General features: G+C 63.9%; 23 protein-coding genes and 3 pseudogenes. 7 read left to right on the forward strand and 19 right to left on the reverse strand.

Annotation, left to right across the window (positions count from 1 at the left end):
- Window positions 1-8: 8 nt before the first annotated feature.
- Both C8J44_RS00645 and C8J44_RS00650 read right to left on the reverse strand, forming a co-directional pair.
- A complete protein-coding gene (locus C8J44_RS00645) occupies window positions 9-851 on the reverse strand; it encodes an alpha/beta fold hydrolase (protein WP_220683066.1) in 843 nt (280 codons plus the stop codon).
- A 179-nt stretch (window positions 852-1,030) separates the two neighbouring features.
- A complete protein-coding gene (locus C8J44_RS00650) occupies window positions 1,031-1,816 on the reverse strand; it encodes an alpha/beta fold hydrolase (protein WP_121902966.1) in 786 nt (261 codons plus the stop codon).
- 179 nt (window positions 1,817-1,995) lie between these two features.
- Here C8J44_RS00650 and C8J44_RS00655 point away from each other — a divergent pair, with 179 nt between their 5' ends.
- On the forward strand, window positions 1,996-2,592 hold the full coding sequence (locus C8J44_RS00655) for a TMEM175 family protein (protein WP_259466634.1): 597 nt from the start codon (window positions 1,996-1,998) through the stop codon (window positions 2,590-2,592).
- 46 nt (window positions 2,593-2,638) lie between these two features.
- Here the strand turns inward: C8J44_RS00655 and C8J44_RS00660 are convergent, their stop codons facing one another.
- Complete coding sequence (locus C8J44_RS00660) at window positions 2,639-3,178, reverse strand: TetR/AcrR family transcriptional regulator (protein ID WP_259466635.1); 540 nt, start codon at window positions 3,176-3,178, stop codon at window positions 2,639-2,641.
- Window positions 3,179-3,340: 162 nt separating this feature from the next.
- On the opposite strand from C8J44_RS00660, the gene C8J44_RS00665 reads away from it, so the two are divergent.
- Together C8J44_RS00665 and C8J44_RS00670 are read left to right on the forward strand one after the other, a co-directional pair.
- A complete protein-coding gene (locus C8J44_RS00665; RefSeq protein WP_259466636.1) occupies window positions 3,341-4,543 on the forward strand; it encodes an MFS transporter in 1,203 nt (400 codons plus the stop codon).
- Between the two features lie 34 nt (window positions 4,544-4,577).
- Window positions 4,578-5,591, forward strand: a complete 1,014-nt coding sequence (locus C8J44_RS00670; RefSeq protein ID WP_121902968.1) for an NAD(P)-dependent alcohol dehydrogenase — start codon at window positions 4,578-4,580, stop codon at window positions 5,589-5,591.
- Window positions 5,592-5,712: 121 nt separating this feature from the next.
- On the opposite strand, the pseudogene C8J44_RS18900 reads toward C8J44_RS00670, so the two are convergent.
- Window positions 5,713-5,793: pseudogene (locus C8J44_RS18900) on the reverse strand (glutathione S-transferase family protein); the annotation flags it as partial.
- A 648-nt stretch (window positions 5,794-6,441) separates the two neighbouring features.
- Between C8J44_RS18900 and C8J44_RS00680 the strand changes: the two are divergent.
- A complete protein-coding gene (locus tag C8J44_RS00680; protein WP_121903742.1) occupies window positions 6,442-6,663 on the forward strand; it encodes a hypothetical protein in 222 nt (73 codons plus the stop codon).
- Window positions 6,664-6,748: 85 nt separating this feature from the next.
- On the opposite strand, the pseudogene C8J44_RS18665 reads toward C8J44_RS00680, so the two are convergent.
- The 5 genes and pseudogenes from C8J44_RS18665 to C8J44_RS00705 all read right to left on the reverse strand — a co-directional run.
- A pseudogene (locus C8J44_RS18665) lies at window positions 6,749-6,919 on the reverse strand (hypothetical protein); the annotation flags it as partial.
- Between the two features lie 127 nt (window positions 6,920-7,046).
- Window positions 7,047-8,552, reverse strand: a complete 1,506-nt coding sequence (locus C8J44_RS00690; RefSeq protein ID WP_121902969.1) for a tryptophan halogenase family protein — start codon at window positions 8,550-8,552, stop codon at window positions 7,047-7,049.
- A gap of 9 nt (window positions 8,553-8,561) precedes the next feature.
- A complete protein-coding gene (locus C8J44_RS00695; protein WP_121903743.1) occupies window positions 8,562-9,593 on the reverse strand; it encodes a cupin-like domain-containing protein in 1,032 nt (343 codons plus the stop codon).
- Window positions 9,594-9,595: 2 nt separating this feature from the next.
- The gene (locus tag C8J44_RS00700) at window positions 9,596-10,315 is read right to left on the reverse strand and encodes a SapC family protein (protein ID WP_121902970.1); all 720 of its coding nucleotides are present in this window, start codon (window positions 10,313-10,315) and stop codon (window positions 9,596-9,598) included.
- Between the two features lie 131 nt (window positions 10,316-10,446).
- Window positions 10,447-13,674, reverse strand: coding sequence for a TonB-dependent receptor (locus tag C8J44_RS00705; protein WP_121902971.1), 3,228 nt, complete (start codon window positions 13,672-13,674; stop codon window positions 10,447-10,449).
- 696 nt (window positions 13,675-14,370) lie between these two features.
- Here C8J44_RS00705 and C8J44_RS00710 point away from each other — a divergent pair.
- Window positions 14,371-14,748, forward strand: coding sequence for a hypothetical protein (locus C8J44_RS00710; protein ID WP_147453103.1), 378 nt, complete (start codon window positions 14,371-14,373; stop codon window positions 14,746-14,748).
- 44 nt (window positions 14,749-14,792) lie between these two features.
- On the opposite strand, the gene C8J44_RS00715 is transcribed toward C8J44_RS00710, so the two are convergent.
- A complete protein-coding gene (locus tag C8J44_RS00715; RefSeq protein ID WP_121902973.1) occupies window positions 14,793-15,542 on the reverse strand; it encodes a ferredoxin reductase in 750 nt (249 codons plus the stop codon).
- Window positions 15,535-16,140: a sulfite oxidase-like oxidoreductase gene (locus tag C8J44_RS00720; RefSeq protein WP_121902974.1), complete on the reverse strand. Its 606-nt coding sequence runs from the start codon at window positions 16,138-16,140 to the stop codon at window positions 15,535-15,537. Before C8J44_RS00720 ends, C8J44_RS00715 begins: the two co-directional genes overlap by 8 nt.
- 595 nt (window positions 16,141-16,735) lie before the next feature.
- On the opposite strand from C8J44_RS00720, the pseudogene C8J44_RS00725 reads away from it, so the two are divergent.
- Together C8J44_RS00725 and C8J44_RS00730 are read left to right on the forward strand one after the other, a co-directional pair.
- Window positions 16,736-16,909: pseudogene (locus tag C8J44_RS00725) on the forward strand (heme-binding protein); the annotation flags it as partial.
- A 46-nt stretch (window positions 16,910-16,955) separates the two neighbouring features.
- Entirely contained in the window at window positions 16,956-17,426 is a 471-nt protein-coding gene (locus C8J44_RS00730; RefSeq protein ID WP_121902975.1) for a peroxiredoxin, read from the forward strand.
- Window positions 17,427-17,488: 62 nt separating this feature from the next.
- Here the strand turns inward: C8J44_RS00730 and C8J44_RS00735 are convergent, their stop codons facing one another.
- From C8J44_RS00735 to C8J44_RS00775, 8 genes are all read right to left on the reverse strand, one after another.
- A complete protein-coding gene (locus C8J44_RS00735) occupies window positions 17,489-17,779 on the reverse strand; it encodes a DUF2218 domain-containing protein (RefSeq protein ID WP_121902976.1) in 291 nt (96 codons plus the stop codon).
- An 82-nt stretch (window positions 17,780-17,861) separates the two neighbouring features.
- Window positions 17,862-18,263 (reverse strand): RidA family protein, encoded by a 402-nt coding sequence (locus tag C8J44_RS00740; protein WP_121902977.1) that lies wholly within the window; start codon window positions 18,261-18,263, stop codon window positions 17,862-17,864.
- Between the two features lie 60 nt (window positions 18,264-18,323).
- The gene (locus C8J44_RS00745; protein WP_259466640.1) at window positions 18,324-18,833 is read right to left on the reverse strand and encodes a hypothetical protein; all 510 of its coding nucleotides are present in this window, start codon (window positions 18,831-18,833) and stop codon (window positions 18,324-18,326) included.
- Between the two features lie 68 nt (window positions 18,834-18,901).
- Complete coding sequence (msrA, locus tag C8J44_RS00755; RefSeq protein WP_121902978.1) at window positions 18,902-19,441, reverse strand: peptide-methionine (S)-S-oxide reductase MsrA; 540 nt, start codon at window positions 19,439-19,441, stop codon at window positions 18,902-18,904.
- A gap of 1 nt (window position 19,442) precedes the next feature.
- A complete protein-coding gene (msrB, locus tag C8J44_RS00760; protein WP_121902979.1) occupies window positions 19,443-19,886 on the reverse strand; it encodes a peptide-methionine (R)-S-oxide reductase MsrB in 444 nt (147 codons plus the stop codon).
- A 149-nt stretch (window positions 19,887-20,035) separates the two neighbouring features.
- Window positions 20,036-21,763, reverse strand: coding sequence for an alpha-L-fucosidase (locus C8J44_RS00765; protein WP_259466641.1), 1,728 nt, complete (start codon window positions 21,761-21,763; stop codon window positions 20,036-20,038).
- A gap of 34 nt (window positions 21,764-21,797) precedes the next feature.
- A complete protein-coding gene (locus tag C8J44_RS00770) occupies window positions 21,798-22,958 on the reverse strand; it encodes an acyltransferase family protein (protein WP_121902980.1) in 1,161 nt (386 codons plus the stop codon).
- Window positions 22,955-25,231 (reverse strand): alpha-N-acetylglucosaminidase TIM-barrel domain-containing protein, encoded by a 2,277-nt coding sequence (locus C8J44_RS00775; RefSeq protein WP_121902981.1) that lies wholly within the window; start codon window positions 25,229-25,231, stop codon window positions 22,955-22,957. The genes C8J44_RS00770 and C8J44_RS00775 overlap by 4 nt, the downstream gene beginning before the upstream one ends.
- Between the last annotated feature and the right edge of the window lie 29 nt (window positions 25,232-25,260).

The following is a 25,260-nucleotide window of genomic DNA, read 5'->3' on the forward strand; positions in this document are numbered from 1 at the left end:
CGTAGCGCTCAGCTCTTCACGAACGCGAGCAGATCCGGGTTGATGACGTCGGCATGCGTCGTCAGCATCCCATGCGGAAAACCCTTGTAGATCTTGAGCGTCGCGTTCTGGAGCAGTTTGGCCTGGAGCACGGCGGCATTGGCGAACGGCACGATCTGGTCGTCGTCGCCCTGCAGCACGAGGGTGGGGACCGTGATCGCCTTGAGGTCGGCGGTCTGGTCGGTCTCGGAGAACGCCTTGATCCCCTCGTAATGCGCGAGCGCGCCGCCCATCATGCCCTGGCGCCACCAATTGTCGACGACCCCCTGCGACAGCTTTTCGGTCGGCCGGTTGAAGCCGTAGAACGGCCCCGACGCGAGATCGATGTAGAATTGCGCGCGATTGTCCGCGAGCGCTTTGCGCAGGCCATCGAACACCGACATCGGCAGGCCGCCGGGATTGCTCGCGGTCTTGAGCATCATCGGCGGCACCGAGCTGACCAACACGGCCTTGGCGACGCGGCCCTGCGGCTGGCCGAACTTCGCGACATAGCGCGCGACTTCGCCGCCGCCGGTCGAGTGACCGATATGCACCGCGCGCTTCAGGTCGAGATGCTCGACGACCGCGGAAGCGTCCGCCGCGTAATGGTCCATATCGTTGCCGGTATCGACCTGCGACGACCGGCCGTGCCCGCGGCGATCATGCGCGACGACGCGGTAGCCCTCGGCCAGGAAGAACAGCATCTGCGTGTCCCAGTCGTCCGACGACAGCGGCCAGCCGTGATGGAACACGATCGGCTGCGCCTCCTTCGGACCCCAGTCCTTGTAGAAGATGTCGGTGCCGTCCTTGGTCTTGATGAATCCGCTGCTCATTTTCGTAACTCCGTTCGATCGAGGGGGAAGGGGGGAGGCGAAGGTCATCGTCGGCAGAAGGGTCGCCGCGACCGCGGATGCGGAGGCGATGACGACCGAGCGTCTCGACAACTCGCGAAGGGTTTCCGGCATGGGCATGTCCTCTGGTCGCGACACAACGATGTCGCCGGTTCGCGAGCTTATGGCGCGATCGCTGCGGCTTCGATCAGCGCGGCGACGGCCTTCGGGTTGGACGTCATCACCACGTGTGACGCGCCTGGAATCACGATCGTTTTTCTGGCGCCGGCGCGCTTTGCCATGAAGGCATGCGCGGCGGGGGGAATGTTCAGGTCGGCGCTGCCGTAGATGAACCAGGACGGGATCGTCTTCCACGATGCCGTGAGCGCGCGCTCGTTCAGTGCAGCCTCGGCGACCGGGCGCTGCGTCGCCGCCATCAGCGCGGCCGGCGCTGCCGGAACATCCGCGGCGAACTGTTTCGCGAACTTGTCCTGCTCGATGTACAGATCCTTCGTGCCATCGGGCAGCACGACGGGCGGGGCGAGCGCCGCGCCGAGCGTGGCGCCGGGGAACTTGCCGGTCAGTGCGAACGCGCTCTCCCCGACATCCCCGGCGAAGGCGGCGACATATACGAGTGCCTTGACGTTCGACGCATGCGCAGCCGCTTCGCCGATGACCGGTCCGCCATACGAGTGGCCAACGAGTACGACTGGGGTCTTCACAGCATTGACGACGCCCGCAACCGACGCCGCGTCACTCGCTACACCGCGCAACGGATTCGACACGGCGATGACGGTATAGCCGTCGCGTCGAAGCAGTTCGATGACGCCGTTCCACGATCCGGACTCCGCGAACGCGCCGTGGACGAGGATGATGGTCGGGCGCTGGCCCTTCGGCTGCGCCTGTGCGCCGGCCAACGGCGCGAGCATCGCGGTGGCGACTGCCAAAACGGCGATCCAGTGTTTCATAGCGTCTAGCTCCCGAGACAGGCTTCCACACCTGCCATGCCCCGCCGCCTCGCAATGTTCTTGGCAAATTCTGACGTATTTTGCGCAGGACCGACATATTGCGATTGCAGCGAGGGCGGCCTGCTGTGATCGTCGGCGACGACCTGATACCGCTAGCGGAGTTGGAACAGGGAGTGCCTATGACCGAGCGTCGCATGGGACCGGAGCGGGTCGCCGCGTTCACCGATGGCGTCATCGCGATCATCATCACGATCATGGTGCTGGAACTCAAGGTTCCCGAAAGCGGTGATCTAGGGGCGCTCGCCGGAAGCGCTCCCATTCTGCTCGCCTATGCGCTGAGTTTCGTGAACGTCGGGCTGTACTGGAACAACCATCACCACATGTTCTCGGTCGTCGAACGGATCGATGGACGTGTTTTGTGGGCCAATCTGTTCCTGCTGTTCTGGCTCAGCCTGGTGCCGTTCGTGATCCGCTGGCTCGACGAAACGCAGTTCGCAGCAGGGGCCACCGCCGCCTACGGGATCGTGCTCGGACTGGCGGCAATCGGATATTCGCTCACCGAGCGCGCCATCATCGCCTGCAATGGCAAACAGTCGGCCGTTGCGCGAGCGATCGGCTCGGACTGGAAAGGCTGGGGTAGTATCGCGCTCTACGCCATAGCGGTGCCGCTAGCGTTCGCGAGCCGCTGGGCCGCGATCGCGCTATACTGTGCCGTCATCGGCTTGTGGCTTATCCCTGACCGCAGGATCATCCGAGCGTTCAACACTCAGGGTTAATATATAAATGTTGCGGCCAACGAAATCCATTGCACGGACCGTCGCGTCAATCTCGCCAAGCTGCCATCGCGTGCTTGATCCCGGCTCGGATCGCGCTCGCTGGCACCTCATCTCGAGCTTGGATCGAAATGCCCAGCAAAAGACCATCGTACAATGCGACCAACCCTGCGATATCCGCGGTTGGGGCGAGATCACCCGCGCTCGCGCCGGCACTGATACACCGGTGCAGCGCGTTTCGCGTAACGTCGCGTTCGGATCGAGTCAGCGCCCGGATTTGTGCGCTTAGCTCTGACGAGATCGTTGCTGACAGCGTGACCATGCAGCCCTGCGGATGCGCTAGATCGGTCTGCACTGCGACCGAGCCCATCAGCGCCTGTTCGAGCCGCGCGCGGGGCGGCAGTCGTTCGTCGTTGAGTGCGTCGACGATGCTGCCATGCCGGGCCAAATATCGCGCCAGCGTTTCCCGATACAGCGCTTCCTTCGAGCCGAACGCCGCGTAGAAACTCGCCGACGAGATGTCGCCCATCGCGTAGCGCAGCGTCAGCAGCGATGCACCTTCATACCCGTGCTCCCAGAACAGGTGCATTGCGCTGTCCAGCGCTGCATCCCGGTCGAACCCACGCGGTCGTCCGCTCCGTGCCATAAGTCTCCGCTCCTGAGGTTGTGGATTAATCGATCCATTATTCGTTGACAAGCCGCGTTCGGTGGTCGACTGCACTGGATCAGTCGATCCAGAAGTGAGTATTGCGTGCGTCCAAACCCTATTCCGACCGACGTCGGCGCGAGCGAGACGCTGCCGATTTCAGCCCTGCTGGCGCTGGCAATGACAGGCTTCACGGCGATCCTGACCGAGACGCTGCCCGCCGGACTTTTGCCGCACATGGCCGCGGGGCTCGACGTATCGGAGTCGCTCGCCGGGCAGACGGTGACGGTCTACGCGGTTGGGTCGCTACTCGCGGCGATCCCGTTGACGCTGTACACGCAAGGCTGGCGTCGCAAGCCGACGCTGCTGGTCGCGATTTTCGGTTTCCTGATCTTCAACTGCGTGACCGCGGTGTCGACCTCCTACGCGCTGACGCTGGTCGTGCGGTTCATGGGCGGGGTCGCGGCCGGGCTCGGCTGGGGGATCATCGCCGGCTATGCACGACGCATGGTCGTCGCGCCGTTGCGCGGCAAGGCGCTTGCGATCGCGATGGTCGGTACGCCGCTGGCGCTGTCGATCGGCGTTCCGCTGGGGGCGATGCTGGGCACCACGCTCGGCTGGCGCCTGGCGTTCGGGCTGATGTCGATCACAACGTTGGTCCTGATCGGCTGGGTTCTGTGGCAAGTGCCGGATTTCCCCGGACAGCCGGTGGAACAGCGACTGTCGATCACGCGCGTGTTTCGCACGCCCGGCGTGCGCACCGTGCTTGTCACGCTGTTCGCGTGGATCACGGCGCACAACATTCTCTATACTTATATCGCGCCGGTCGCCGCGTTGTCGGGTGTGCAAGGCCGCCTCGATCTCGTCCTGCTCGGGTTCGGCGTTGCGGCGCTGGTCGGGATCTGGGTGACGGGCGTGCTGATCGACCGGGCGTTGCGGCCACTCGTGCTCGTTAGCCTGACGGCGTTCGCGGCGGTGTCGCTGGCGTTCGGGCTGTTTGCGACTAGCCCCATTGTGACGATCGTCGCGACGATCCTGTGGGGCCTCTCGTTCGGCGGCGCCGCGACGCAACTCCAGACCGCGCTGGCCGACGCCGCGGGGGAGGGCGTCGATCTGGCGAACGCGATGCTGACGACGACGTGGAACGGCGCGATCGCCGCGGGCGGGATCGTCGGCGGCGTGATGCTCGACTATCTTGGTGCAGGTTCGCTCGCCTGGGCCGTGCTGGCGCCGACGCTGCTGGCGCTCGTAATCGCATCACGCGCCCACCGCCACGCCTTCAAGCCCGGCCCAAGGGCATTCGATTGATGCGCTGATGGTGCGCCTAACTCAGGAGATTTAGATGAAAGCCTATCAAATCGGCGCGCAGGACGGCATCGACGCGCTCGTCGCGACCACCCGGCCCGAGCCCGTCACCGGCCCCGGCGAGGCGCTGGTCGCACCGCGTCTCGTCGGGCTGATCAGCCGCGACGTACAACTGTTGCGCGGCACCTATGGCCCCCGCCAGCCCGAGACCCGCATCCCGATGTCCGAAGGCGTCGGCGAGGTCGTCGCGATCGGGGAGGGCGTGACCGAAGTCGCAATCGGCGACCGCGTCGTTTGTGGCCATTTCGCGAGCTGGCTCGACGGCGCGTTCCGGTCGAACGTCTTCGCGCACGATATCGGCATCACGCATGACGGCTGGCTGGCCGAGCGCATCGTCCTGCCAGCGGCGGCGTTGATCCGGGTGCCTGATGCGCTGGCCGATGCCGATGTCGCCGGGCTTGCGTCCGCAGCGCTGACGGCCTGGAACGCGTTGGTCGAGATATGTCACGTGAAGGCTGGCGACACCGTTCTGTGCCTTGGCACCGGCAGCGTCTCGCTCGCCGCGCTGAAGATCGCCAAGGCACGCAGCGCTCGGGTTGCGATGACCTCGTCCCACGATGCGAAACTCGAGACCGCACGCGCGCTCGGCGCGGACATCACGGTCAACTACCGGACCTCCCCCGATTGGGCGGCCGAGGTGATCGCGAAGACGCACGGCAAGGGTGCCGACTTCGTGATCGAAACCGGCGGCGTCGATACTTTGGGCCAGTCGATCGCTGCGGCCGCGGCCAACGCTCGGATCGTCGTCGTCGGGGTGTCGCCAGGCGAGGGGCCGGCGATCCCGGATTATCTGTCGCTGATCATCAAGAACGTGACGATCCGCGGGATCGCCAATGGCAGTCGCGCGATGTTCGTCGACCTGCTCGACGCGATGGTGGCGAACGGCATGACAACGGTCGTTGACCGGACCTTTGACTTCGACGACGCTCCGCAAGCCGTCCGCTACTTCGCCGCTGCCGGCCATCTCGGCAAGGTGATGATCGCGTTCTGATCGCATGCGCCCGAGGGTATGCGAATGCTGGCGCACGCGTCCCCTGTCCGTTCGACCACGTGCGCCCGAGCCGCCGCGGATCGGCGGGCAGCAGAGTATCACCGTGCGTGTTGGCGATATGATAGACGATCGCGCCGGATTCGAGGAGCAGCATGTCGCCTTCGTCATAGGTTGGGACCTGACCGAAAGGCTGACGCCTCCGGTGCGGCGCCTTCTCTTGCTCGCCCTAATCCAGGTAGATCATGCCATAGGGTCGGCCGACCTCTTGGAGCGCCAGCAGACATCCGGGTCACGGACCTGTCCCTTCGCAAAATCGGGAACCTAGCCTCATGCGGCGATGGTGCGACGCCTCGGAAAACTCCCGTTGCGCTTCTGACCGGCTCATCGCTGCGACGCCGATAGTCGAGCTAAACTGAACCGCGCTCCCTCGCTGACGCTATGGGTTCAAGCCGCGCTCATTGATCGCGCGCCGAGCAGAAATAACGCGATCACCATACAGCATTGCCAAGGATCGATGGACGGCTTTGGCGCACAGGTCCTTCGCCAGGGCCGACGCCTGCCGCTCGGCTTGTTCGCGCTTCTTGCTGTACTCGAGATCGTAATCTGGAACGTTAGGCATGGCAGGCACTCGGCACTGCGGGCGGAAGCTGATCCCAGCTCTCTATCGTCACCGTGCTCGCGGCAAGGGTGATGGCGATGCCGCAGCATACGCTTATGCGGCTCGGGGAGATACCCCGTTCGTGCCGTCCGGCTCGTGGAGTGTTCCGTCTGGCGCGTAACAGGTCGAAGGCCATGTCGGTGAAGCCTGCGGCCCTTATGTCAGAGCTCAGCCCAAATGAGGTGTGTCAGCATGTCACGATCGACCAGCCCCTTGTTCGTGGATGCCGTGATCGATTGCATGGGCGAGGGTAGGGCGCCCAACCCTGAGGAAATGATGATCGTCGCGCAGCGCATCTGGTCCGACGGCGCGGCTTCCCGCTCTGCATTCTCGTGGAACACCTTGTCGGTATCTTCGCCCGATCGCCTCTGCTCCATGCTGGCGGCCGGCCTCGCCTTGCACGGCTCGCGGTGACTCGGCGATGGCCGCAGACGTCATCTTCCAGCGTGACCTGCACCGCTTCGTCGAGATCAACCGTCCCGCCGATTTGGCCACACGGATTGGCGAGATGGTTCTGCTTGTCGATCGATGCGCCTTCAACCTGCAGAAGATGCCCTTTGCTTCGTTCTTGAGCAGAGCGGTCGCTTTGCGCGGCATCGCCGGGAGGTCGGGAACTGTGCAATCCGTCGACCCAGTTGTCGTTAAAATTGATCGCGTTGAGCTGGATCACCCGCTCGGGACATTTATCAGGCTGGTCGCCGATAGGACGAGGTCAGGGTCTCTGGTCGCAAACACTGCCGCCGCGTAGCGGGCGAGGCCGCAGCGTTGATACGGTCGTACCCGCGCTTCGCGTTGACCTATCGGATGCCGGACGCAGCGGCGGTCGGTGTCACAAGGTAGCGATCCAGGAACTGCTGGTGCGTGGGCATACCCGCGACCGCGTCCGCGATGGTACTGCGGATGTTGGTCAGCACGCTGGCGAGTTGCGGGCCGCCCATGATGTTGCCGAGGCGGTGATGATCGCGTGGCGTGAGACGCTGGCCGAGCATCACCTGCACCCAACTGGCGACGCGGAACAGATCCTCGCCGCCCTGATACGCCTGCGCGCCTTCGGTGAAGAGCGCGATGCGCTCCACGAGTGTGTCCGGGATAGGCATGTCCCGGCGCGCCGCCCAGAACGGCTCGGGACGTTGGTTGAGGTGATAATGGAGGATGATGAAGTCGCGGACGCGCTCCAGCTCGGCCTGCGCCTGATCGTTGAACCGCGTTACCAGCGAGGGTGCGATCCCGCCGAACGGGAAGGTCTGCATCAGCCGCATGAGGCCGGTCATGACCAGATGGATGCTGGTCGATTCGAGCGGCTCGACGAACCCGCTGGCGAGGCTCAGCGCGACGCAGTTCCCCATCCATACCTGTCGCCGACGACCGGTGCGGAACCGGATCAGCCGCGGCTCGGTAAGCGGCGCACCGCCAATGGTGCTGAGTAGGCGGGCATGCGCCTCGTCGTCGGACAGATGATCGCTCGCATAGACCAGCCCGTTGCCGACGCGGTGCTGCAGCGGAATGCGCCAGCGCCAGCCCGCGTCGTGCGCGATCGCGCGCGTGTACGGGTGCGCCGGGCCGGTCGCGGCAGACTGCACGGCCAGCGCGCTGTTGGTAGGCAGCCAGTGCGACCAGTCCTCGTACCCGGCGCCGTAGGTGCCCTCGATCAGCAGCCCGCGAAAGCCGGTGCAGTCGAGGAACAGGTCGCCCTCGACGCGCGCGCCCGAATCGAGGACGAGCGCGCGGATGAAGCCCGTCTCGCCATCGCGATCGACGCTGGCGATCCGTCCCTCGATCCGTTTCAGCCCGTTCGCCTCGCTGCGCGCGCGCAGGAAGCGCGCATAAAGGCCGGCGTCGAGATGATAGGCGTAGTTGATCTGGCCCTCGGAGGGGAGCGCGAACCGCTCAGCCTTGGCCGCCTGAAGCTCGAGGCAATAGTCGCCGATCTCGCTCGGATCGCCAGCGGCTTTGGCGGCAAGCCAGAAATGGTGGAAGTCGCCCATCCAGGTCGATTTGCCGATGTCGCCGAACGAATGGATGTAGCGATCGCCATCGCGCGCCCAGTTCTCGAACGAAATGCCGAGCTTGAACGTCGCCTGCGTCGCGCGCATGAATTCGCGCTCGTCCAGTCCGAGGATCGTGTGGAACGCCCGCATCGTCGGGATCGTCGCTTCGCCGACGCCGATGGTGCCGATCTCCTCGGATTCGACCAGCGTGATGTCGAGCAACTGGCCCAATTGCCGCGTCAAGGCGGCGGCGGCGAGCCAGCCTGCGGTGCCTCCGCCGGCGATGACCACTTTCCTGATGCGCTGCTCGACCATGATCGGTTCCTATCGGTTGATGCGCTGGAGGATTTTTGCGCGCAGCCGCCGCGCGGACAGCGTATCGAGCGGTGCGAGTTCGCCTTGTGCGTGCTCGGGCAGGTGCGCGCGGGCCTGGTCTGCGGGGCCGAAGACATAATGATCGAACATCGCGCGCCACGCCTGCTTCTCGTGATCGGGCCGATCGCGCAGCGACAACAGGCCGTGTAGCAGCGTATTCATCGGCGTATCCATGAACCGCGGCACCGCGTTCCACCAATAGTTGATCATCACGTTGAACGCGTCCAGCGCCTCGACATTGTGCCACCACAAAGCCGGATAGAGCAACACATCGCCGGGCTCGAGTTCGGCGACCTCGGCCTGCGCCAGCGCCTCGGCAAAGCGGGGATACCGATCGAGATCGGGTGCGCGGAGATCGACCATGCTGACTACCTGTCCGGCCGGCGTCGGCTCCAACGGCCCGGGGTAGAGGTTGGCGACCTGCTCCGGCGGGAACAGCGTGAAGCGTCGTCGGCCGACCATGCAGCACGCCAGGTTGTTCGACATGTCGTAATGCGTCGCGGCGGTGGTACGATTGCCGATCCAGATGCTGACCAGCGGTGGGGTCTCGACGAGTTGCGGATCGCCGAACGGCAACGCCGCGTGCGGACGAAGGCCGGGCAGATACAGATCGATGTCGGTCGAACCGATATAGATGGCGGGCGCATCCGGATCGTTGAGGCTGGCGAGGATCTGATCGAGATAGCCGGACAGCGAACCGCTCTCCCGTCTGAAGTTCAGCCCGGTGCAATCGTCCGAATAGCCGAAGCGGCCGCCGATCGCAGGATCGCCTAGATACGCGGTGACGGGACGACCGCCGTCGAACTGCTTGAGCCACGTCATCGCGGGCTCAGCGCCATCCAGCCCGATAGCGACCAGCGGCAGGTCGCGCGCGATCCCGCGTAGGATCACGGGGCGGCCGCCGGCGATCAGATCGGCAACGGGCACGCTGGCCGCGCTCGCCGCTTCGATCACACGCGTGCGGCGCACGATACCTGTCACGCTCACCCGATCTGGCTTAGCAGCGGTTGCTTGCGGGCAATCAACTGCTGGATGTTGCCGAGCGACGCGGCGGCGAGGATGGCAAGACGCAGCACGCCCGATCGGTGCAGCCGTTCGAGCGGTTCCCCCGTCAGGGCCGCGAGATGCTCGATGTCGACGACCAGCACGTCGGGTATGGTATAGCGACGCTCTTCGCTGACATCGACGGTGAGCGTGACCGACGTCAGAAGGCCAGCCTCGTCAAGCGCGGCATAGGCCGCCGGCGCGGTCTCGATGCCCTCGTACAGCAGGCGCAGCACGCCGGTGATATGATCGAGATACGGCGTGCTGCCGCCATGTTCGAGGAACAGCGGCAGGCCGGCATTATCGCCGACCCGTGGGTCGTCTAGATCGACATGCAGCATCGGCTCGCCGACGTCGTCACCGGAAGGCCTTACCAGCCCGATCGAGAAGGGGCCGCGCTGATGGCTGGCTGGCACATAGCGGCTGGTCCAATAGTCGCCGGCGAGAAACAGGTTCTCGTCGCGATCCAGCCCCAGCAGGGCATAGGCTTGCAATCCTTCGTCGCGACGGCGGAATATGATGGCGAATTCGCGTTGCACCTCCTCGAACTCGGCGGGGAATATCAGCGTTTGATTGGTGGCATCGCCGAATGCGGCGCCTGCCCGCGGGCTGATGCGCAAATCGGCATGGTCGATATTGTTGATCTGTACGGGGTTCATCCGCTCCGTCCTGTTGTTGCGTCAGGTCTATCAGCGCGATGGCGACGGACAAAGGAAAAGGCCACCGCACGGTTCGGCAGCGGCCTTTTCATACTGGTGCGGGAGTGGACCCATATCCACTCCCGTTTTCCTCAGAACCGGTAGCGCGCGCCGAGGTAGAAGCGCGGCTTGAGTTCCTGGACATAGACCAGGTTGGTCTCGGTACGGGCATATTGCCGGAACGGCTCGCTGGTCAGATTGACGGCTTCGAGCGACACCGAGAAGGTCTTCGTGACGTCGTAGCTTATGCTGCCATCGAGCGTACCGAACGCCGCCGTGAACAGCGGGTTGCGATTGTCGCCCTGGTTCGTGGCCGCGAGATACTTGTCGCGCCAGTTGTACGAAACGCGGGCCGATATGCCGCCCTTGTCGTAGATCGCCGTCAGGTTGGCGCTGTCGCCGAGCCCGGTGAGCGCGAAGATGTTGACGTTCGGGTCGCCGTAGGGATCCACATTCACGTCACCGCTGACCTTGGTGTACGAGACTGCGAAACCGAAGCCGGATCGACCGAAGAAATTGGTCCAGGCGACTTCGAACCCGTGGATGTTGGCTTCCTTGTTGTTGATCGGTTCGCTGATCGCGAAGTTGACGAGCGGATCGGCGGCATCGCCGACGAGATTAACCGCGAGGGCGAGATCGTTGTAGAACGTGCCACGGAATTTGCCCGTGGCGGCGTCGAAGCCGTTCTGGAACGCCGCCGTCGCCGCCGCCTTGTTGCCGGCAGCCTGCTGCAGCAGCGCAGTATAGGCGAACAGGTTTTCGTCGGTCGTGGCGATATTGTTCGACCGAAGATAGTCCAGCGCCGTGCCGGACCGCGAGCCCGGCGCACCCGAACCCGGATCGCGCAAGCCGAACAGGTTGCCGTTGGTCACCGTATTGCCGACGAAGTTGCGTACGTTCTTGTTGAAGAAGCCGGCCGAGATAAAGCTGGTCGGCTTGTAGTACCATTCGACCGAAACATCGAAATTGTCCGAAACCAGCGGCAAGAGCGCCGGGTTCTGCCGGTTGGCCGGCGCCGATCCGGAGCCCAGCGCGGTTGGACGGGTAGGGGCGTTGGCCGTTACGGAGGCGAACAGGCTGCCATAATCCGCGCGGGCCAGTGTCCGGCTGAACGACGTGCGCGCGATCAGATTGTCGACAACCTCGATGTTGAAATCGAGCGACGGCAGCAGATTGTCATACTTCGACTTGACGTTGACCGCGCCGCCAGCCGCACCGCCGAGGACGGCGAAGTCGTTATCCGACTGCCATTCCAACGCGCTCGGGATCGTCTGGAGCGCCAGCGAATTGACCCGCGTCCGCTCGTAGCGTGCGCCGATCAGGGCATTGGCACGGCGCCCGCCGATCTCACCGTGCCACGCCATCTGACCATAAACCGCCCAGGTCTTCTCCCCAACGGTGTTGTCCGACGACCCTATCAGCACCCGTTCACGCCCTGGGACATTCTGATAATATGGCGAGAAGACGTTGAGCAGATCGACCGCATCCCCCCGGAACGCTACCAACGCCGAGCCGGTCGAGTTCGGATTGTACTTGTCGAACTTGCACGTCAGGCAATAGGTGCTGACGAGGTCGCCCGCGAGCCTGTCGACGATACCGGTATCCGTGATGCCCCAGTCGCCGAGAAGTTGTTGCGTGTTGGAACTCGTCGAGTGGATCTTGGCATCGACATAGTTGGTGCCGAGCACGAAACGGCTCTCGTTGCCCAGATCCCAGCCCAATTCTCCGTTGAACTGGTTGATCCTCGACTCCTGCTTCGAGAAGATCTCGCGCGCGATCTGTGTGCCGAGATCGCCGCTGTCGAGCAGGTTGTTGCAATTGCCGCCGCGGCCGCCGTTGGTCGCGTTGCAATCGTTGAGCGTTTCGGACTGCTGCGGGAAGCCGTTGGAAAAATCGACCTTATGCGTTGCGCGCACCGGTGCGCCGATCGAGATCGTCGTCGCCGACGTACCGTTCGCATTGTCCGGATTGGTCGTCGACTTCGAGTGGTTCGCGTCGAGCTTCAGCGACAGCACGTCGGTGAAGTTCCACTTCAGGTTGCCGCCGACCGAATAGAGTTCGGTTTTGGTCGCGAACCGCTGCTGCTCATACCCCTTGTCGGCCTGTTTGGCCTCTGCCAGGATGATCGCGGACTGCATCTGCTTGTTGTCATCGAACGTGATGTCGCTGAACGGACGCTGGAACCAGTTGGTCTGCTCGCTGCGCTCGTCGCTCAGCTTGTTGCGGGCATAGAGGCCGTCGACGGTGATTTCCAACCGGTCGGTCGGCTTGAACTGGATGTTGGCCTGGCCGTTGAGGCGCTCGCGACGGTTCTCCGAGAACTGATAGCGGCTGTCGTTCGGGATCTGCACGTACGGCGTCGTGGGGCGGTTCGTGATGTTCGTCGTCGGGGTTATGTACGTCGAGGTATTGAGGAAATTATTGAGCGGAACGATGTTCCAATAGTTCGGGTTGGACTGGACCGACGCCGATTCACGCAGCTGATAGCTGCCGAACAGATTGATACCAAAGGTCTCGTTGGGGTTCTTCCAGTTGATCAGGCCCGAAAGCTCAGGCGTGACCTTCTTCAGACTGGCCTCTGCCTTCTCGACCGAGCTGTCGTACAGCGCCTTGGCGCCGATCGACCCCGAGAAGCCATCCTCGCGCGCGTCCAGCGGCCGGCGGGTGACGACGTTGATCGCCGCGCCGATGCCGCCCGACGGGATGTTGGCACGACCGGTCTTGTAGACTTCGAGCGTGGCGACGCCTTCGGAGGCCAGATTCTGGAAGTCGAACGAGCGACCGGTGCCGACCGCGAACGCGTTGCCGGTGCTGGTATCGATGCTGGTCGACGCCAGCTGGCGACCGTTCAGCGTCACGAGGTTGAAGCCGCCGCTGAACCCGCGGACCGCGACCTGCGAGCCTTCGCCGTTGGCGCGGGTGATCGACACGCCGGTGATCCGCTGGAGCGACTCCGCCAGGTTGGTATCGGGGAACTTGCCGATATCCTCGGCCGAGATGGCATCGACGACGCCCGCGGAATTCCGCTTGATGCCGATCGCGCGGTCGAGGCTGGCGCGGATGCCGGTGACGACGATCTCGTCGGTCGTGCCGTCTTCAAGCGTGCCGGCCGCGGGCGCCGCGTCGGGCACGGTCTGCGTGCCAGTCTGCTGCGCGTTGGTGGTTTGGGCACTCTGGTCCGCCGGAGCGGTGGCGGTCTGCGCACTCTGGTCCGCCGGAGCGGTGGCTGTTTGAGCGCCGGCAGCGCTCGAAGCCGCCATGCCTGCCACGACGGCGATAGTAGATACCGAATGCGCGAGCGCGCGCGGAAACTTGATCATAAACCCTCCCCTATTCCCGGCCGCCCTGTTCAGGCCGGAGTGCACACGGTCGTTGCCGCATATGATAGGGCTACCATTCGGAGAGGTGGTGTCAACGGTAGAAGCTTTACTTATTTTGCGTGAAATAACCGGATCCGTTACACTATCATGTGCAATTCTAGTGGTTTAGTCGGCCCTTTTCCGAGGGGCTCTAGCAAATCGGATACGGTATTCTTTGGATGAAGCCTCTATATCCGCTAGTTGTGATATAATAGAGACTGTTGTTGTGCCGTATAGGTAATTTGGGGAAAGGCGTGATTCCTCAATTATGGCCTAACCTAACGCGAGGATGGGCCAGAACATCTGTCGTTTTATCGATGTGCTTCAAATTGAACAGTTGAGAGCCTTGTGGGCAAGGCTCACCTGCTATGCTGCACTGCGGTCGTCGTTAACGCTGTGCCTGAAAGGAATGTTGGTCGCATATGCATGCTGAAGATTCGCAGTGCGGATCAGCACGGTGATAGCGATACATCAATAAAACGGCGGCAGTGTGGGGTTAAGCCGAAATCGCGAAGGTGGGGAGGCAGTATCCTGGGTACCCCTCAGTCGCCCGAACCGCGCACATAGCCGGTTTGCGTATGTGCATTCTGCGTGGGCATCGTATCGCGTGAGACGTAGACCTATGCTCGATAAATGAAGGTCACGAAGGAGAGGCAGATGGTTCGCGTGTTGGTCATTGGGTATGCGCCTGACGCAGTCGATTTCACCGATCCAGCCATTCCGCCCGGCCTGACGGAAGCCCGTGTGGCGGAAGGTATCGGACGAGACGCGCAATCGATGCGAAATCGCGGCTGGGAGGCGGTGCATCTTCCGATCCGCGCGGATGGAAGCTTGCGTCACGACATTGCGGACTGTCTCGCCCGTGGGACGTTCGATTGTATCGTGATCTGCGCTGGCGTCCGTATGACGACCAAGCGTGTAGCGGCGTTCGAACAGGTCATCGATGCCGTTCGGCAATGGGCGCCGCAGACCCCGATTGCGTTCAACGCGAGCCCGGATAGTAGCGGCGAAGCCGCTGCCCGGTGGTTGGGCTAAGCCGCTTTTCGATGTAGCGCAGGCCGTTGAACAGCTTGCCGAGGTTACGCTCCGCCGTAGCGTTCGGTCTTGATCATCGCGGCATCCAGGCCGGCCAGCAGCGCGCCCTCCGTCGCGATGTTGACGAAGCCGTTGGACCCGCACACGAAGACGTGGGTGGGTTTTTGGTCAAGCCGGGCCACGACCTCCTGGACCATCGCGCCATCGATCCGTCGCGCGAAATCCGAGGCGCGGCGCGGGTCTTCGCGCGTGATCGCCAACGCCAGGACGAATGCCGCGTCGCCGATCTCGGTGGCATGGAGCTCTTCCGAAAAGAGTACGTCTTCGGCGGTCCGCGCGGACAGGAGCAGCGCCGTCGGTACCGCCGGAGTCTGTGTGCGGCGCTGTCGGATCATGGCCATCAACGGCACCACGCCGGAACCTGCGCCAATCAACAGCACGGCATCCGCGGCAGGGTCTGGCCACAGGAAATGGCCGCCGAGCGGACCACGTAACTCGATGGCGTCGCCGATCGTCGCGACGTCGTGAAAATATGACGAAACCTCGCCGTCCGGCAGGCGCTCGATCGCGAGCTCGATGATCGGGGAGGAGGCCGCCGCCGACGCGATCGAGTAGCTGCGCATCGCACGATAGCCATCGGGCGCGGTCAGCCGGACGTCGACGTGCTGCCCTGCGATGTGCGCGAACGGTTTGCTAGCCCGCAGGAAGACGCTCTTGATACTCGGGGTCTGCTGGACGATCGCCTCGATCACGCACGACTGCCACGACACGGTTTGCGTGCCACCCTCAATCATTGGTGTATCGCTGCTCGCGCCACGGATCGCCGTAGATGTGGTAGCCATGCCCTTCCCAAAAACCGGGCTCGTCGCGCGTGGTGAATTGCAGCGCATTCACCCATTTGGCGGACTTCCAGAAATAGAGATGCGGGACCAGGAGCCGCGCCGGCCCTCCATGATCGCGCGGTAGCGGCTCGCCTGCATAGTTCAGGGCGACCATCGCCTTCCCGGAGAGAAGGTCTGCCAGCGGGACGTTGGTCGAATATTTATCGTAGCAGTGCGCCAACACGAAATCGGTGGGTGGATCGAGCCCTGCGTCGGCAAGGATGTCTTCGATGAGGACGCCCTCCCAGGCGGTATCGAGCTTCGACCACGAGGTGACGCAGTGGATGTCTCGCGTCACCTTGGTCTTGGGCAGGGCATTGAATTCGCTCCAATTCCAGACTTTGACGGGCTTCGGACCAATCTTGACGGTGAATTTCCATTCGGCGGGTTCCACGTGCGGCGTGGGCCCGGCTGACAGGACGGGGAAATCCTCGACGAGGTGCTGACCCGGCGGAGTCCGACGGGCCTTGTCGCCGTCCAAGCCGCGACCGGTGAATCCTCTGGTGACCATGCGAATTCCTTTGCTCATGACGAAAGACGATCGGCAGCTTCATTCCAGAAGCCCGTACCCCGCCCTTGCGCGCGTGGCTGCCGAACAGACCGATTGGCCGAAGTCCGAAAGACCGGATCATCCGTCGGGATAATCTAACGCACTTCGACGCGCTCGCTTTATCATACGCTATCCATAGCGGCATGCGGATCGTGTTTTCCAATGCACTATCACTATAGTTTCTATAGCTTTGCAATGGTGTTTCATGAGCCTCTCGTTGATTTGAGGCCTAGGTCTGAAAAGTGTCATGGTATCGCAGACGCTAACAATAGCTCGTGCTCCTCTAATCTCCGCTGAGCGACTACCCGTGCAAGCTATTGAAACGATGCGCGGTCGCTATTTTTAATTTATGAACCATGAATCTATAGTCCGTGACGGCAAAATGGAGATCCCGGCGTGGTCAGACAGTGCGAAGATTTGACTGACCGATATTCTAGGCCGCAGCAAATTGGAGCCGCCGATCGTCGACCATCCCCAGCCGCTTGCGCCGCACATTGCAGGGCTCGGCATCGGCCCCCCCAGGTTCGTCTTTTCGATCACGCATATGCGCTGATCCAAGGTGGCGTCGTCGGCCTATCGCCCGCGGATGGTCGCGGTCGGGGGCGGCTATCCGATCCTCGAGGGCGGCAAATTGATCGGCGGGATCGGGATCTCGGGCGGCACCTATCAGCAGGATCAGGATGCCTGCGTCGAGGCATTCGAGAAAATCGGATTCCAGCTACCGGCGTGACAGTCGTCGTGCCGCAAAGGAACTGCGGCTCGAACCGGAGGACAAGATGAGCATGACCGAACGCCAGGCGCCTGAATTGCGGGTGCGGGAGTGGATTGGCGGGGATGGCGGACGCATCGCGCCGGTTGCGCTGTCGGATCTTGGCACGGGCCCGAAGATCCTGTTCGCCTTCCAGCATTGGTGCCGCGGGTGCCATGTGCACGGCTTTCCGACGCTCCAAAAACTGTACGGCGCATTGAGTCCGAAGGGGGTGGGGTTTGCGGTGATTCAGACCGTCTTCGAGGGCGCGGAGGAGAACAGCTTCGACAAACTGCGCATGAACCAGCTCAAATATGACCTTCCCCTCGCTTTCGGTCACGATGAACCACCGACCGGGCAGACGCTTCCGACGTTCATGGAAGACTACCGCACGCGAGGAACACCTTGGTTCACCGTCATCGATGCAGGCGGCCGTATCGTCTTCTCGGATTTCCATCTCGATGCGGACACGCTCATCGCGGACTTGAGTCAGGCATAGCTTATGCAGCGAAGGCTCATCCTGACTGCTAGATTTGGGCGGTTCGACCGGCCCGCTTGCGATCAGGAAATCTCATGCCAGACGCAGCGCACTCCGGTATTGTGTTCAGCCACGCGATCTACGTGCTTGGCCACGGCCTCCTTTGCGGCATCGAAGCGTCCATGATCCGAGCCCACAAGCCGGAGCGACAGGCTATCGCCATCGGCTGTCATGATAAGCTGGCCCCCGGGAAGCTCGATCTCCGCGGTCAGCGCATCGTAGCGAACCGGATAGGTGTGCACCCACGCCTTGGCGATCTCGGTCAAATAACGGCTGCTATCGATTGTGGCGATGCGTGCTTCGGCTTCGAACATGAAGTGCTCCCGTAGACCGTGTGCTTCGATTAAAATCGTGAAATTTCTCGAGATGTTCGCCGCGTCACAGATCCAGGGCGGATCACGCTATTACCGCCGTCACGCGAATTTCGATGCGCATGGTGGGAAGCCCCAGCGCCTCTACCCCCAATTGCGTCCAGATCGGCGCGCGGTCGGGCATGTAGTGGCGGAATAGCCTCGCCATCGTTTCGTTGATCACGGGAGGGAAGCCGCCGACGTGATAGGAATTGACGTGGACGACGTGCTGCCAGCTTGCCCCGGCTGTCGCGAGCGTCCGTTCCACGTTCTCGAACGCCTGCGCGATCTCTTCCTCTATCGACTCCGGAATGACGAGATCGTCGTTCCAGCCGCCTTGTCCGGAAATCTCCACGCGGTCGCCGATGCGCACCGCCTGGGAGTAATGCAGCGCGTCATGCAGGCGCGTCCCGTAGCCGGGGGTGATGAAGAACGACGGTGTCGTCATGGGTTTGCCTTGATGAGATGAACGGCGTTCGGCACCGGCGCAGCGGCCGGGAGCTGGACCCTATTCCACGTCTTCCACGATGAGGTCGCGGCCGTTGAACTGCACGGTCTCGCCTGCTCGTGCGCCTTCGATCGCTTCGAAGATCGGCGCCATCGTGGAAATGCCCATGACTTCCCGACCCTGACAGGTGAACCTGCTGGTCGAAACGGCGATCGCGAAGTAGCGGCCGGACAGCTTGACGACGGCGCCTTCCTCGACGGTCGACTTGGGGCCGAAATCGATCATCCGGAGCTTGTCGATCTTGTCGGCGTAATTGTGCAGCGTGTCGTCGAGCGCTTCGGCGAGGTCGCTGGCGATTTCGGCCTGGGCCAGTTCGTCGTTCTCGACCGGTTCGCTTTGATCGACCTTGGCGGTGAAGACATAGTCGAGGTAGTTTCCCCGAGCGCTCTGCAGCGCTGCGGTTTCCAGCGAGAGCATCGTCTCTCGGATGGGCGTGGCGTAAAGCTGGATGCGATCGGGATACGATGCCGGCCAGCGCTGTGTGATCGGGAAGGACGAGAGGTCGGTCATGATCTGCGATCCTGGTGCTGCGGTCATGGAGGATTGCGCACCAGACCGGCGCTGAGCGGTGGCGACGTCTATTCCGCTGCGATTCCAGCGGCGGTCTGCGCATCGTCATCCGTCTTGCGCTTGGGAAGCACCCAGCCAGGACGCACGAAGTGGCAGGTGTAGCCGTTCGGCCGCGTCTCCAGATAATCCTGATGGTCCGGTTCGGCCTCCCAGAAATCGCCGACCGGCACGACCTCGGTGACCACCTTGCCATTCCACAGGCCGGAGGCATCGACGTCGGCGATCGTGTCCTCGGCGATGTGCTTCTGCGCGTCGTCGACGTAATAGATGCCCGACCGGTAGGAGAGCCCCATGTCGTTGCCCTGGCGGTTCTTGGTGGTGGGATCGTGGATCTGGAAGAAGAATTCGAGGATGGCCCGGTAGCTCGTCACCGCCGGGTTGAAGGCGATCTCGATCCCCTCGGCATGCGTGCCGTGGTTGCGATAGGTGGCGTTCGGAATGTCGCCGCCGGTGTAGCCGACGCGGGTCGAGACGATCCCGGGCCGCTTGCGGATCAGATCCTGCATGCCCCAGAAACACCCGCCCGCGAGAACAGCGCGTTCGTGCATGCTAAACCTCCTCTGCCTGATCGAGATATTCGCCGTAGCCTTCGCTCGCCATCTCATCGCGCGGGACGAAGCGAAGCGACGCCGAGTTGATGCAGTAGCGCAGGCCACCGCGGTCGGCGGGACCGTCGGGGAACACGTGGCCGAGATGACTGTCGGCGTGTACCGACCTGACCTCGGTCCGGACCGTTCCGTGCGTGGTATCGCGCACTTCGTTCACGTTTGCAGGCACGATCGGCTTGGTGAAGCTCGGCCAGCCGGAGCCTGACTCGTATTTGTCGGTCGAGGCGAACAACGGCTCGCCCGATACGACGTCGACGTAGATTCCTGGTTCCTTGTTGTCGTCATACTCCCCAGTAAAGGGCCGTTCGGTACCCGAATCCTGCGTAACCCGGCGCTGCTCCGGGGTCAGTCGATCGACTGCGTCCTGCGATCTTTCAAACTTCATGATATCACTCAATACTTTTCAAGAGGAACGAAGGATTTACGTTCAGAAAATAGTATTCGTTATCATGCAGTGTATCGCAGTATCTCCTGCAATTATCCAATGCGCCGGGCGTATAGTTTCCATACCACCGATACTGTTCATGCCGTGACTCAATTCCACGCGTACCGGGCTGCCATTTGCGCGATCTTGCGTATTTCGACTGGCGCGGTGGATCCGGAGACCGTCGCGATCACGACTTCACGCTCCAGGACGAACCCGTCGATCGGGCGCGTGACGAGGCCGTGCGCCGTGGCCGATCGTTCCGGAAGGATGCATATCGCATCCCCGGCCAGTGTGACCCGCGCGACCGAACCGCGCCCGATGATGCTGTTGGTGGCGAACAACGTCAGGCGGGCGATGCCATCGGCCGGCCAGCCCATCACCAGCGCATGAACATCGTCGCCGCTGCGGACATAGCGCACGTCGCGCGCGGTATAGGGCGATTTGGGCCCGTTTTCGGCGAACATGCCGGACGCCGGTTTGGTCGGTCCCTCCGCGTGGATGCGCCACGGCCGCGTGCCGTAGATCGCGGCACCGTTCAGGCGCATCCACCCTGCGATCTCGGTGAGGATCGCCCCCTCCTTTTCGTCGATCGTGCCATCGCCGCGCATCGGCACGCTGAGCAGCAGGTTGCCGTTCTTGGAGACGACATCGCACAGCGTATGGATGATCGTGGCGGCGCTCTTGTACCCGTCGCGCTCGTACAGCGCTCGATCGTAATGCCAGTTGCCGAGGCAGGTATCGGTCTGCCACGGATACGTCTCGATATGGTCCTTGCCGCCCCGTTCGACGTCCTCGACCAGCCCCATCCGGCGTTCGGCAGGCATCATCTTGGCATTGATGACCGCCTCGAGCTGCCCGTCCGACCAGCCACGACTGGCGTTGTAGAAATGGGCGGCAATCTCCAGCCCGGTCTGGCCGAACGGCAGGCCGTAATCGTCGAAATAGATCAGGTCGGGCCGGTAGCGATCGAGCAGGTCGCGGCATCGCAGCGCCCAGTTTCGCACGAACGCGGCCTGAGCGGCAGGCGCATCCTCCACCCAGAGCTCGTCGGTACGCGCGTGGATCGCCTCCGCCTCGGCGATGGTGCGGACGCCGTCTGGCAGCGGCATCGTCCGGCCGGTATAGAGCGCCTGCGGGTCCAGCCCCTGCCACCAGGTCCCGCGTCCGTCCGCGGTGGTCAGCCGGCTTGCGTCGTACCGCTGGCCGGCGCGCGGGCCCTCGGGATCATAGCCATAGGCGGTCTGCAGCCAGTGCCAGGCATGGGCGCCGTGGTTGGACACGCCGAACCGCAGCCCGCGTGCGCGTGCGGCCCGCTCCCATGTGCCGATGATATCGCGCTTCGGGCCGACCCGGAGCGTGTTCCAGCCATGATGCGCCGAGGCGAAGGTATCGACATTGTCGTGGTGCCCGGCGAGCGCGACGAAATACTTCGCACCCGCCGCCACGTACAGATCGAGCAACCGTTCGGGCTGCCACTTCTCGGCGTGCCATCTGCCGACCACCTCGAGATAACCGACATCGCTGGGGTGACCATATCTGGCGACGTGCGCCTTGTTCGCGCGCGAGCCTTGCAGGTACATGTTGCGCGCGTACCAGTCGCCTTCCTCCGGCACGCACTGCGCGCTCCAATGCGCCCAGATCCCGAACTTGGCATCACGGTACCAATCCGGCGCGCGGTACCCTTTCGTGAGCGAGTTCCAGTCCGCCGTGAACGGTGCCGCGCCGGCCGATGAGGCGACGCGGGAACCGGCAGCCAGCGCCGGCTCGGCGATACCCCCGCCTGCCATCATGCCGCCTGCCATCATACCAAGTGCGTCGCGACGATTGACGGTCATGCGGGAAACTCCTGTGTATGCAGTCGGCGGGCGGTCACGCCTTGAGTATCCAGCCCTTGCGGTCCATCCACCAGCCGACCGCCCAGCACAGCATCGTGTAGGCGACCGCGCAGAGCAGCGACCCGAACGTGCCAGGCGCGATGCGCTGGAAGATCGCGATACCGACCCATTCGTATAGTCCCCCATATGCCCCGTCATCCGGGCCGATCGGGATCAGGTTGATCGCGGTGACGAACAGCTCGGAGAACAGATAGACCGCGAGCGGATTGCGGCCGAGGATCGTGAAGAACCGCGTGCCCCGCTTGACGCCCGCAAGCTCGATCAGCGCGATGATCCCCGCCAGCGCGATGCAGTCGATGCCGATCGTCAGCAGCACGTAGGAGCTGGTCCAGAGCTTCTTGGCGAGCGGAAACCACGGCGACCAGGCCAGCCCGGCGATCACGAACGCAACGCCGAACAGCGTCATCGCGCGCACCGTCCGCGTCAGGCTGGGGCCGCGCTGGACCGCGAGCCCGGCGAGATAGCCCGCCAGCACGTTGACGATCGCGGGCAGCGTACCGAGCAGTCCTTCGGGATCGAACCCGCCATCCTTCTTGTAGAGATGCCCCGGGCCCAGCAGCCACAGGTCGAGCTGCGTGCCGACCGTGCCGAACTTGTCGTACGCCATGCCCGGTGCGGACAGGAATACCAGGATCGCCCAATAGCCGAACAGCAGCACCACGCCGGCAATGACGATCGCCCGCACGTCGAGCCAGCGCACCAGCAGCCCGGCAGCGACGTAGCACAAAGCGAGGCGTTGCAGGACGCCGGGCACGCGGGTCACCGCGAACGGGATCGCCGCCCAGCCGTCGTCGGTGCGCGTCACGAACGGGAACCAGTACATCAGGAACCCGAGCGCGAAGATGATCGCACCACGCTTGAACAGCCGCATGAGATACGGCGCGGTATCGATCCGTTTGCGCGTGGCGAAGCTCATCGCGTTGCCCATCGCGAACAGGAAGCTCGGGAAGATCGCGTCGGCGAGCGTGAAGCCGAACCATTTGGCGTGGACCAGCGTGGCGTAGGCGGGCGCGCCCGGCCCGGCGGTGTTGACCAGGATCATCAGGAAGATGGTCAGTCCGCGGAATACGTCGAGCGCGGTGAAGCGCCGCGGGTTGGCGATTGCGAGAGTGTCGGGGGCGAGGGTGTCGGTCATGGCTGTCCTGCGTCGGCGAGCAGGCGGTGTACGCCTGCGATCGGATCGGTCGGGCGGTGGCGTGGCCATGTGCGGCCGTCCTTCAGCCAAGCCCGTTCCCACGCGGTGATCTTCGTGGCGACGGCGGCCGTATCGAGCGGCTGGTGCGCCAGCGCGGCGGTGCGCTGCGCGGCGAGGAACATCTGCCAGCGGGGCAGGTAATAGCCGGCGTACAGGCCCTGCCATGCGCGCGAGGCGTAGTCGGAAAGGTGACCGGCGCCGCCCCAGACCGTGACGACCGCCTTGGCCTGCTCCTCGAACGCATCCTTCTCCGCCGGCGTATCGCCGTATGCGCGGGCATCCGCGATCCAGCTGCCGAGCGTCTCCTGCTGGTTGCCGATCAGCGCGTCGATCTCGTGCGCGAGGCGTGCGGCGGTTGCGGCATTGCGGTCGCCGGTCGGGACATCGCCCGAAGCATAGGCGGCGACCGCGGCGCGCAGCTTCGCGTCGAGCCGCAGCGTTGCGTAGTGCCGGATGAAGTCGACGAGGTCGTAGGTCAGCAGCGGCGCGGGCTGTGCTGGTGCCGCCGCGAGCATTGCGGTGATGCCGTCGCGCAGCGCGACTTCGTCGCCGGGCGCTGCGGGGTATTCGGCCGCGATCAGGGCAGGGCGCTTGAACAGCAGATGCGCGCCCGCCATCTCGCGCCACCAGCGCGGCGTCCAATAGCGGGTGGCGTAGGCTCCGGACATCACCTTGCCCAAGCCGGCGAGGAGCGCAGGCGGCGCTGCACCGTAGCGAGCACGCGCGTAGTCGGCGATCCAGTCGGTCACCGGGCGCTTCGCATTCTCCCCCCAGGCCAGGTCGTAGGCGTAGGTGTAGACGACCGAATTATTGTGCAGCCCTTCCGGGAACATGCCGAACCCGGTGAGGTTGCCGCGCGTCGGGCTGGCGGGCAGCGCCGCGAGATCGCTGCGGTAGAAGTTCAGATCGCCATAGACCGGGTTGCTGCCGCCGTAATTGTGGACGTAGCCGTAGACCCAGCTCTTGCCGTCGAACGCACCGCTGGTCTTCCAGATGCCGGGGTACCGGTCATTGCCGATATCGAGCACGAGCATCCGCTGGTTCGGCACGCGGCTGAGAAACGCGCGGATCGCGTCGGGCGTCCAGAACGCCTTGTCCGCGCCGAACAGCCAGCCCTGCATCACCCAGGTCGCGTTCGGCGCGGCGGCGGTGACGGAATGGAACAGCTTCTCGCCGTAAGCGGCCAACCGCGCATCGCGTACCGCCACGGGCAGCGCGGCGGCACGGGTCGCGGCGGTGTTGGCGATGCTGTCGCCGTACTGCGCGGCGCTCGCATCGCTGCCGTCCTCGGCGATCGGCGGCACCATCTCGTTGAAGGCATCGGCGAGGTAATAATCGCCGGCGCCGTAGGTCTGCGTGTAAAGCTGTGTGAAGCGCCGCGCGAGGACCGCGAACAGCGGATCGGACGGGTCGAGCCAATAGGTGCCGGGGAACCCCTCCCACGCGCGCATCCGGTAGATCCGCGCCTTAGGATGGCGATCGGCGAACGCCTTGGGCACATAGCCCGAGAACGCCGGCAGGATCGGCTTCATGCCGAGCGCGCGCATCCGGCCGAGAATGCGAAGCTGCAACTGATGCTTCTTCTCGATCCACCCGTCCGACAACGGCGCGCGGTAGCCGGCGATGTTGCCCATCCGCTGCCACGGCAGGAACGGTGCGGCGGACAGGCCGCTGGCGATCGTGGCATCTTCGAGGCCCTGATCGCGCCACAACGCGCGCCAGACGTATTCCTGCCCCTCCATCGCGAGCGGCGTGTCGATGCCGCGCGCCGCCATCCAGTCGATCTCGTCCGACCAGCGACCCCAGGCCCACCAGGGCGTGGTGTACCCGAACGTGCAGGTGTTGAGGTAGGTGCGCAGCGCGAAGGCGGAGGCGACCGGCCCGGTATCGCCGGTCGGAAGGCCGGCGAGCGGTGCGATGCGGCGCCCCTCCCAGCTGAGCGACACGCGGCCCTGTTGCTGGAGATACTGCGTCGCGCCGTGGACCAGTGCGATCGCGGAGGATCCCTCGACCGCCATGCGCCCGTTGCGGACACGGACCCGGTAATAGGGCTTGGCGGCCGGCCGGATCGAGAGTGCGAGGCCGGGGGCAGCAATGCCGATCCGCTTGAGCGCGGCGCGCGCCTGATCGGTATCGCGCGGTTGCGCATGGACGGCGCCGGCCGCCGTCAGCAGCAAGAGACCTGGAATGGCGAGGATGGCTGGTCTCTTCACGGCTGGCGACGACTCGTTTCGTTCGGGCT

The sequence above is a fragment of the Sphingomonas sp. PP-CE-3A-406 genome, assembly GCF_003688625.1.
In the GTDB taxonomy this organism is placed as follows: domain Bacteria; phylum Pseudomonadota; class Alphaproteobacteria; order Sphingomonadales; family Sphingomonadaceae; genus Sphingomonas.

Bases quoted from the DNA above. Each gene is read 5' to 3' on its own strand.
- C8J44_RS00645 (WP_220683066.1), bottom strand. From the start codon at position 851: ATGAGCAGCGGATTCATCAAGACCAAGGACGGCACCGACATCTTCTAC.
- C8J44_RS00650 (WP_121902966.1), bottom strand. From the start codon at position 1,816: ATGAAACACTGGATCGCCGTTTTGGCAGTCGCCACCGCGATGCTCGCG.
- C8J44_RS00655 (WP_259466634.1), top strand. From the start codon at position 1,996: ATGACCGAGCGTCGCATGGGACCGGAGCGGGTCGCCGCGTTCACCGAT.
- C8J44_RS00660 (WP_259466635.1), bottom strand. From the start codon at position 3,178: ATGCACCTGTTCTGGGAGCACGGGTATGAAGGTGCATCGCTGCTGACG.
- C8J44_RS00670 (WP_121902968.1), top strand. From the start codon at position 4,578: ATGAAAGCCTATCAAATCGGCGCGCAGGACGGCATCGACGCGCTCGTC.
- C8J44_RS00680 (WP_121903742.1), top strand. From the start codon at position 6,442: ATGTCACGATCGACCAGCCCCTTGTTCGTGGATGCCGTGATCGATTGC.
- C8J44_RS00690 (WP_121902969.1), bottom strand. From the start codon at position 8,552: ATGGTCGAGCAGCGCATCAGGAAAGTGGTCATCGCCGGCGGAGGCACC.
- C8J44_RS00700 (WP_121902970.1), bottom strand. From the start codon at position 10,315: ATGAACCCCGTACAGATCAACAATATCGACCATGCCGATTTGCGCATC.
- C8J44_RS00705 (WP_121902971.1), bottom strand. From the start codon at position 13,674: ATGATCAAGTTTCCGCGCGCGCTCGCGCATTCGGTATCTACTATCGCC.
- C8J44_RS00710 (WP_147453103.1), top strand. From the start codon at position 14,371: ATGGTTCGCGTGTTGGTCATTGGGTATGCGCCTGACGCAGTCGATTTC.
- C8J44_RS00715 (WP_121902973.1), bottom strand. From the start codon at position 15,542: ATGATTGAGGGTGGCACGCAAACCGTGTCGTGGCAGTCGTGCGTGATC.
- C8J44_RS00720 (WP_121902974.1), bottom strand. From the start codon at position 16,140: ATGGTCACCAGAGGATTCACCGGTCGCGGCTTGGACGGCGACAAGGCC.
- C8J44_RS00730 (WP_121902975.1), top strand. From the start codon at position 16,956: ATGAGCATGACCGAACGCCAGGCGCCTGAATTGCGGGTGCGGGAGTGG.
- C8J44_RS00735 (WP_121902976.1), bottom strand. From the start codon at position 17,779: ATGTTCGAAGCCGAAGCACGCATCGCCACAATCGATAGCAGCCGTTAT.
- C8J44_RS00740 (WP_121902977.1), bottom strand. From the start codon at position 18,263: ATGACGACACCGTCGTTCTTCATCACCCCCGGCTACGGGACGCGCCTG.
- C8J44_RS00745 (WP_259466640.1), bottom strand. From the start codon at position 18,833: ATGACCGACCTCTCGTCCTTCCCGATCACACAGCGCTGGCCGGCATCG.
- msrA (WP_121902978.1), bottom strand. From the start codon at position 19,441: ATGCACGAACGCGCTGTTCTCGCGGGCGGGTGTTTCTGGGGCATGCAG.
- msrB (WP_121902979.1), bottom strand. From the start codon at position 19,886: ATGAAGTTTGAAAGATCGCAGGACGCAGTCGATCGACTGACCCCGGAG.
- C8J44_RS00765 (WP_259466641.1), bottom strand. From the start codon at position 21,763: ATGACCGTCAATCGTCGCGACGCACTTGGTATGATGGCAGGCGGCATG.
- C8J44_RS00770 (WP_121902980.1), bottom strand. From the start codon at position 22,958: ATGACCGACACCCTCGCCCCCGACACTCTCGCAATCGCCAACCCGCGG.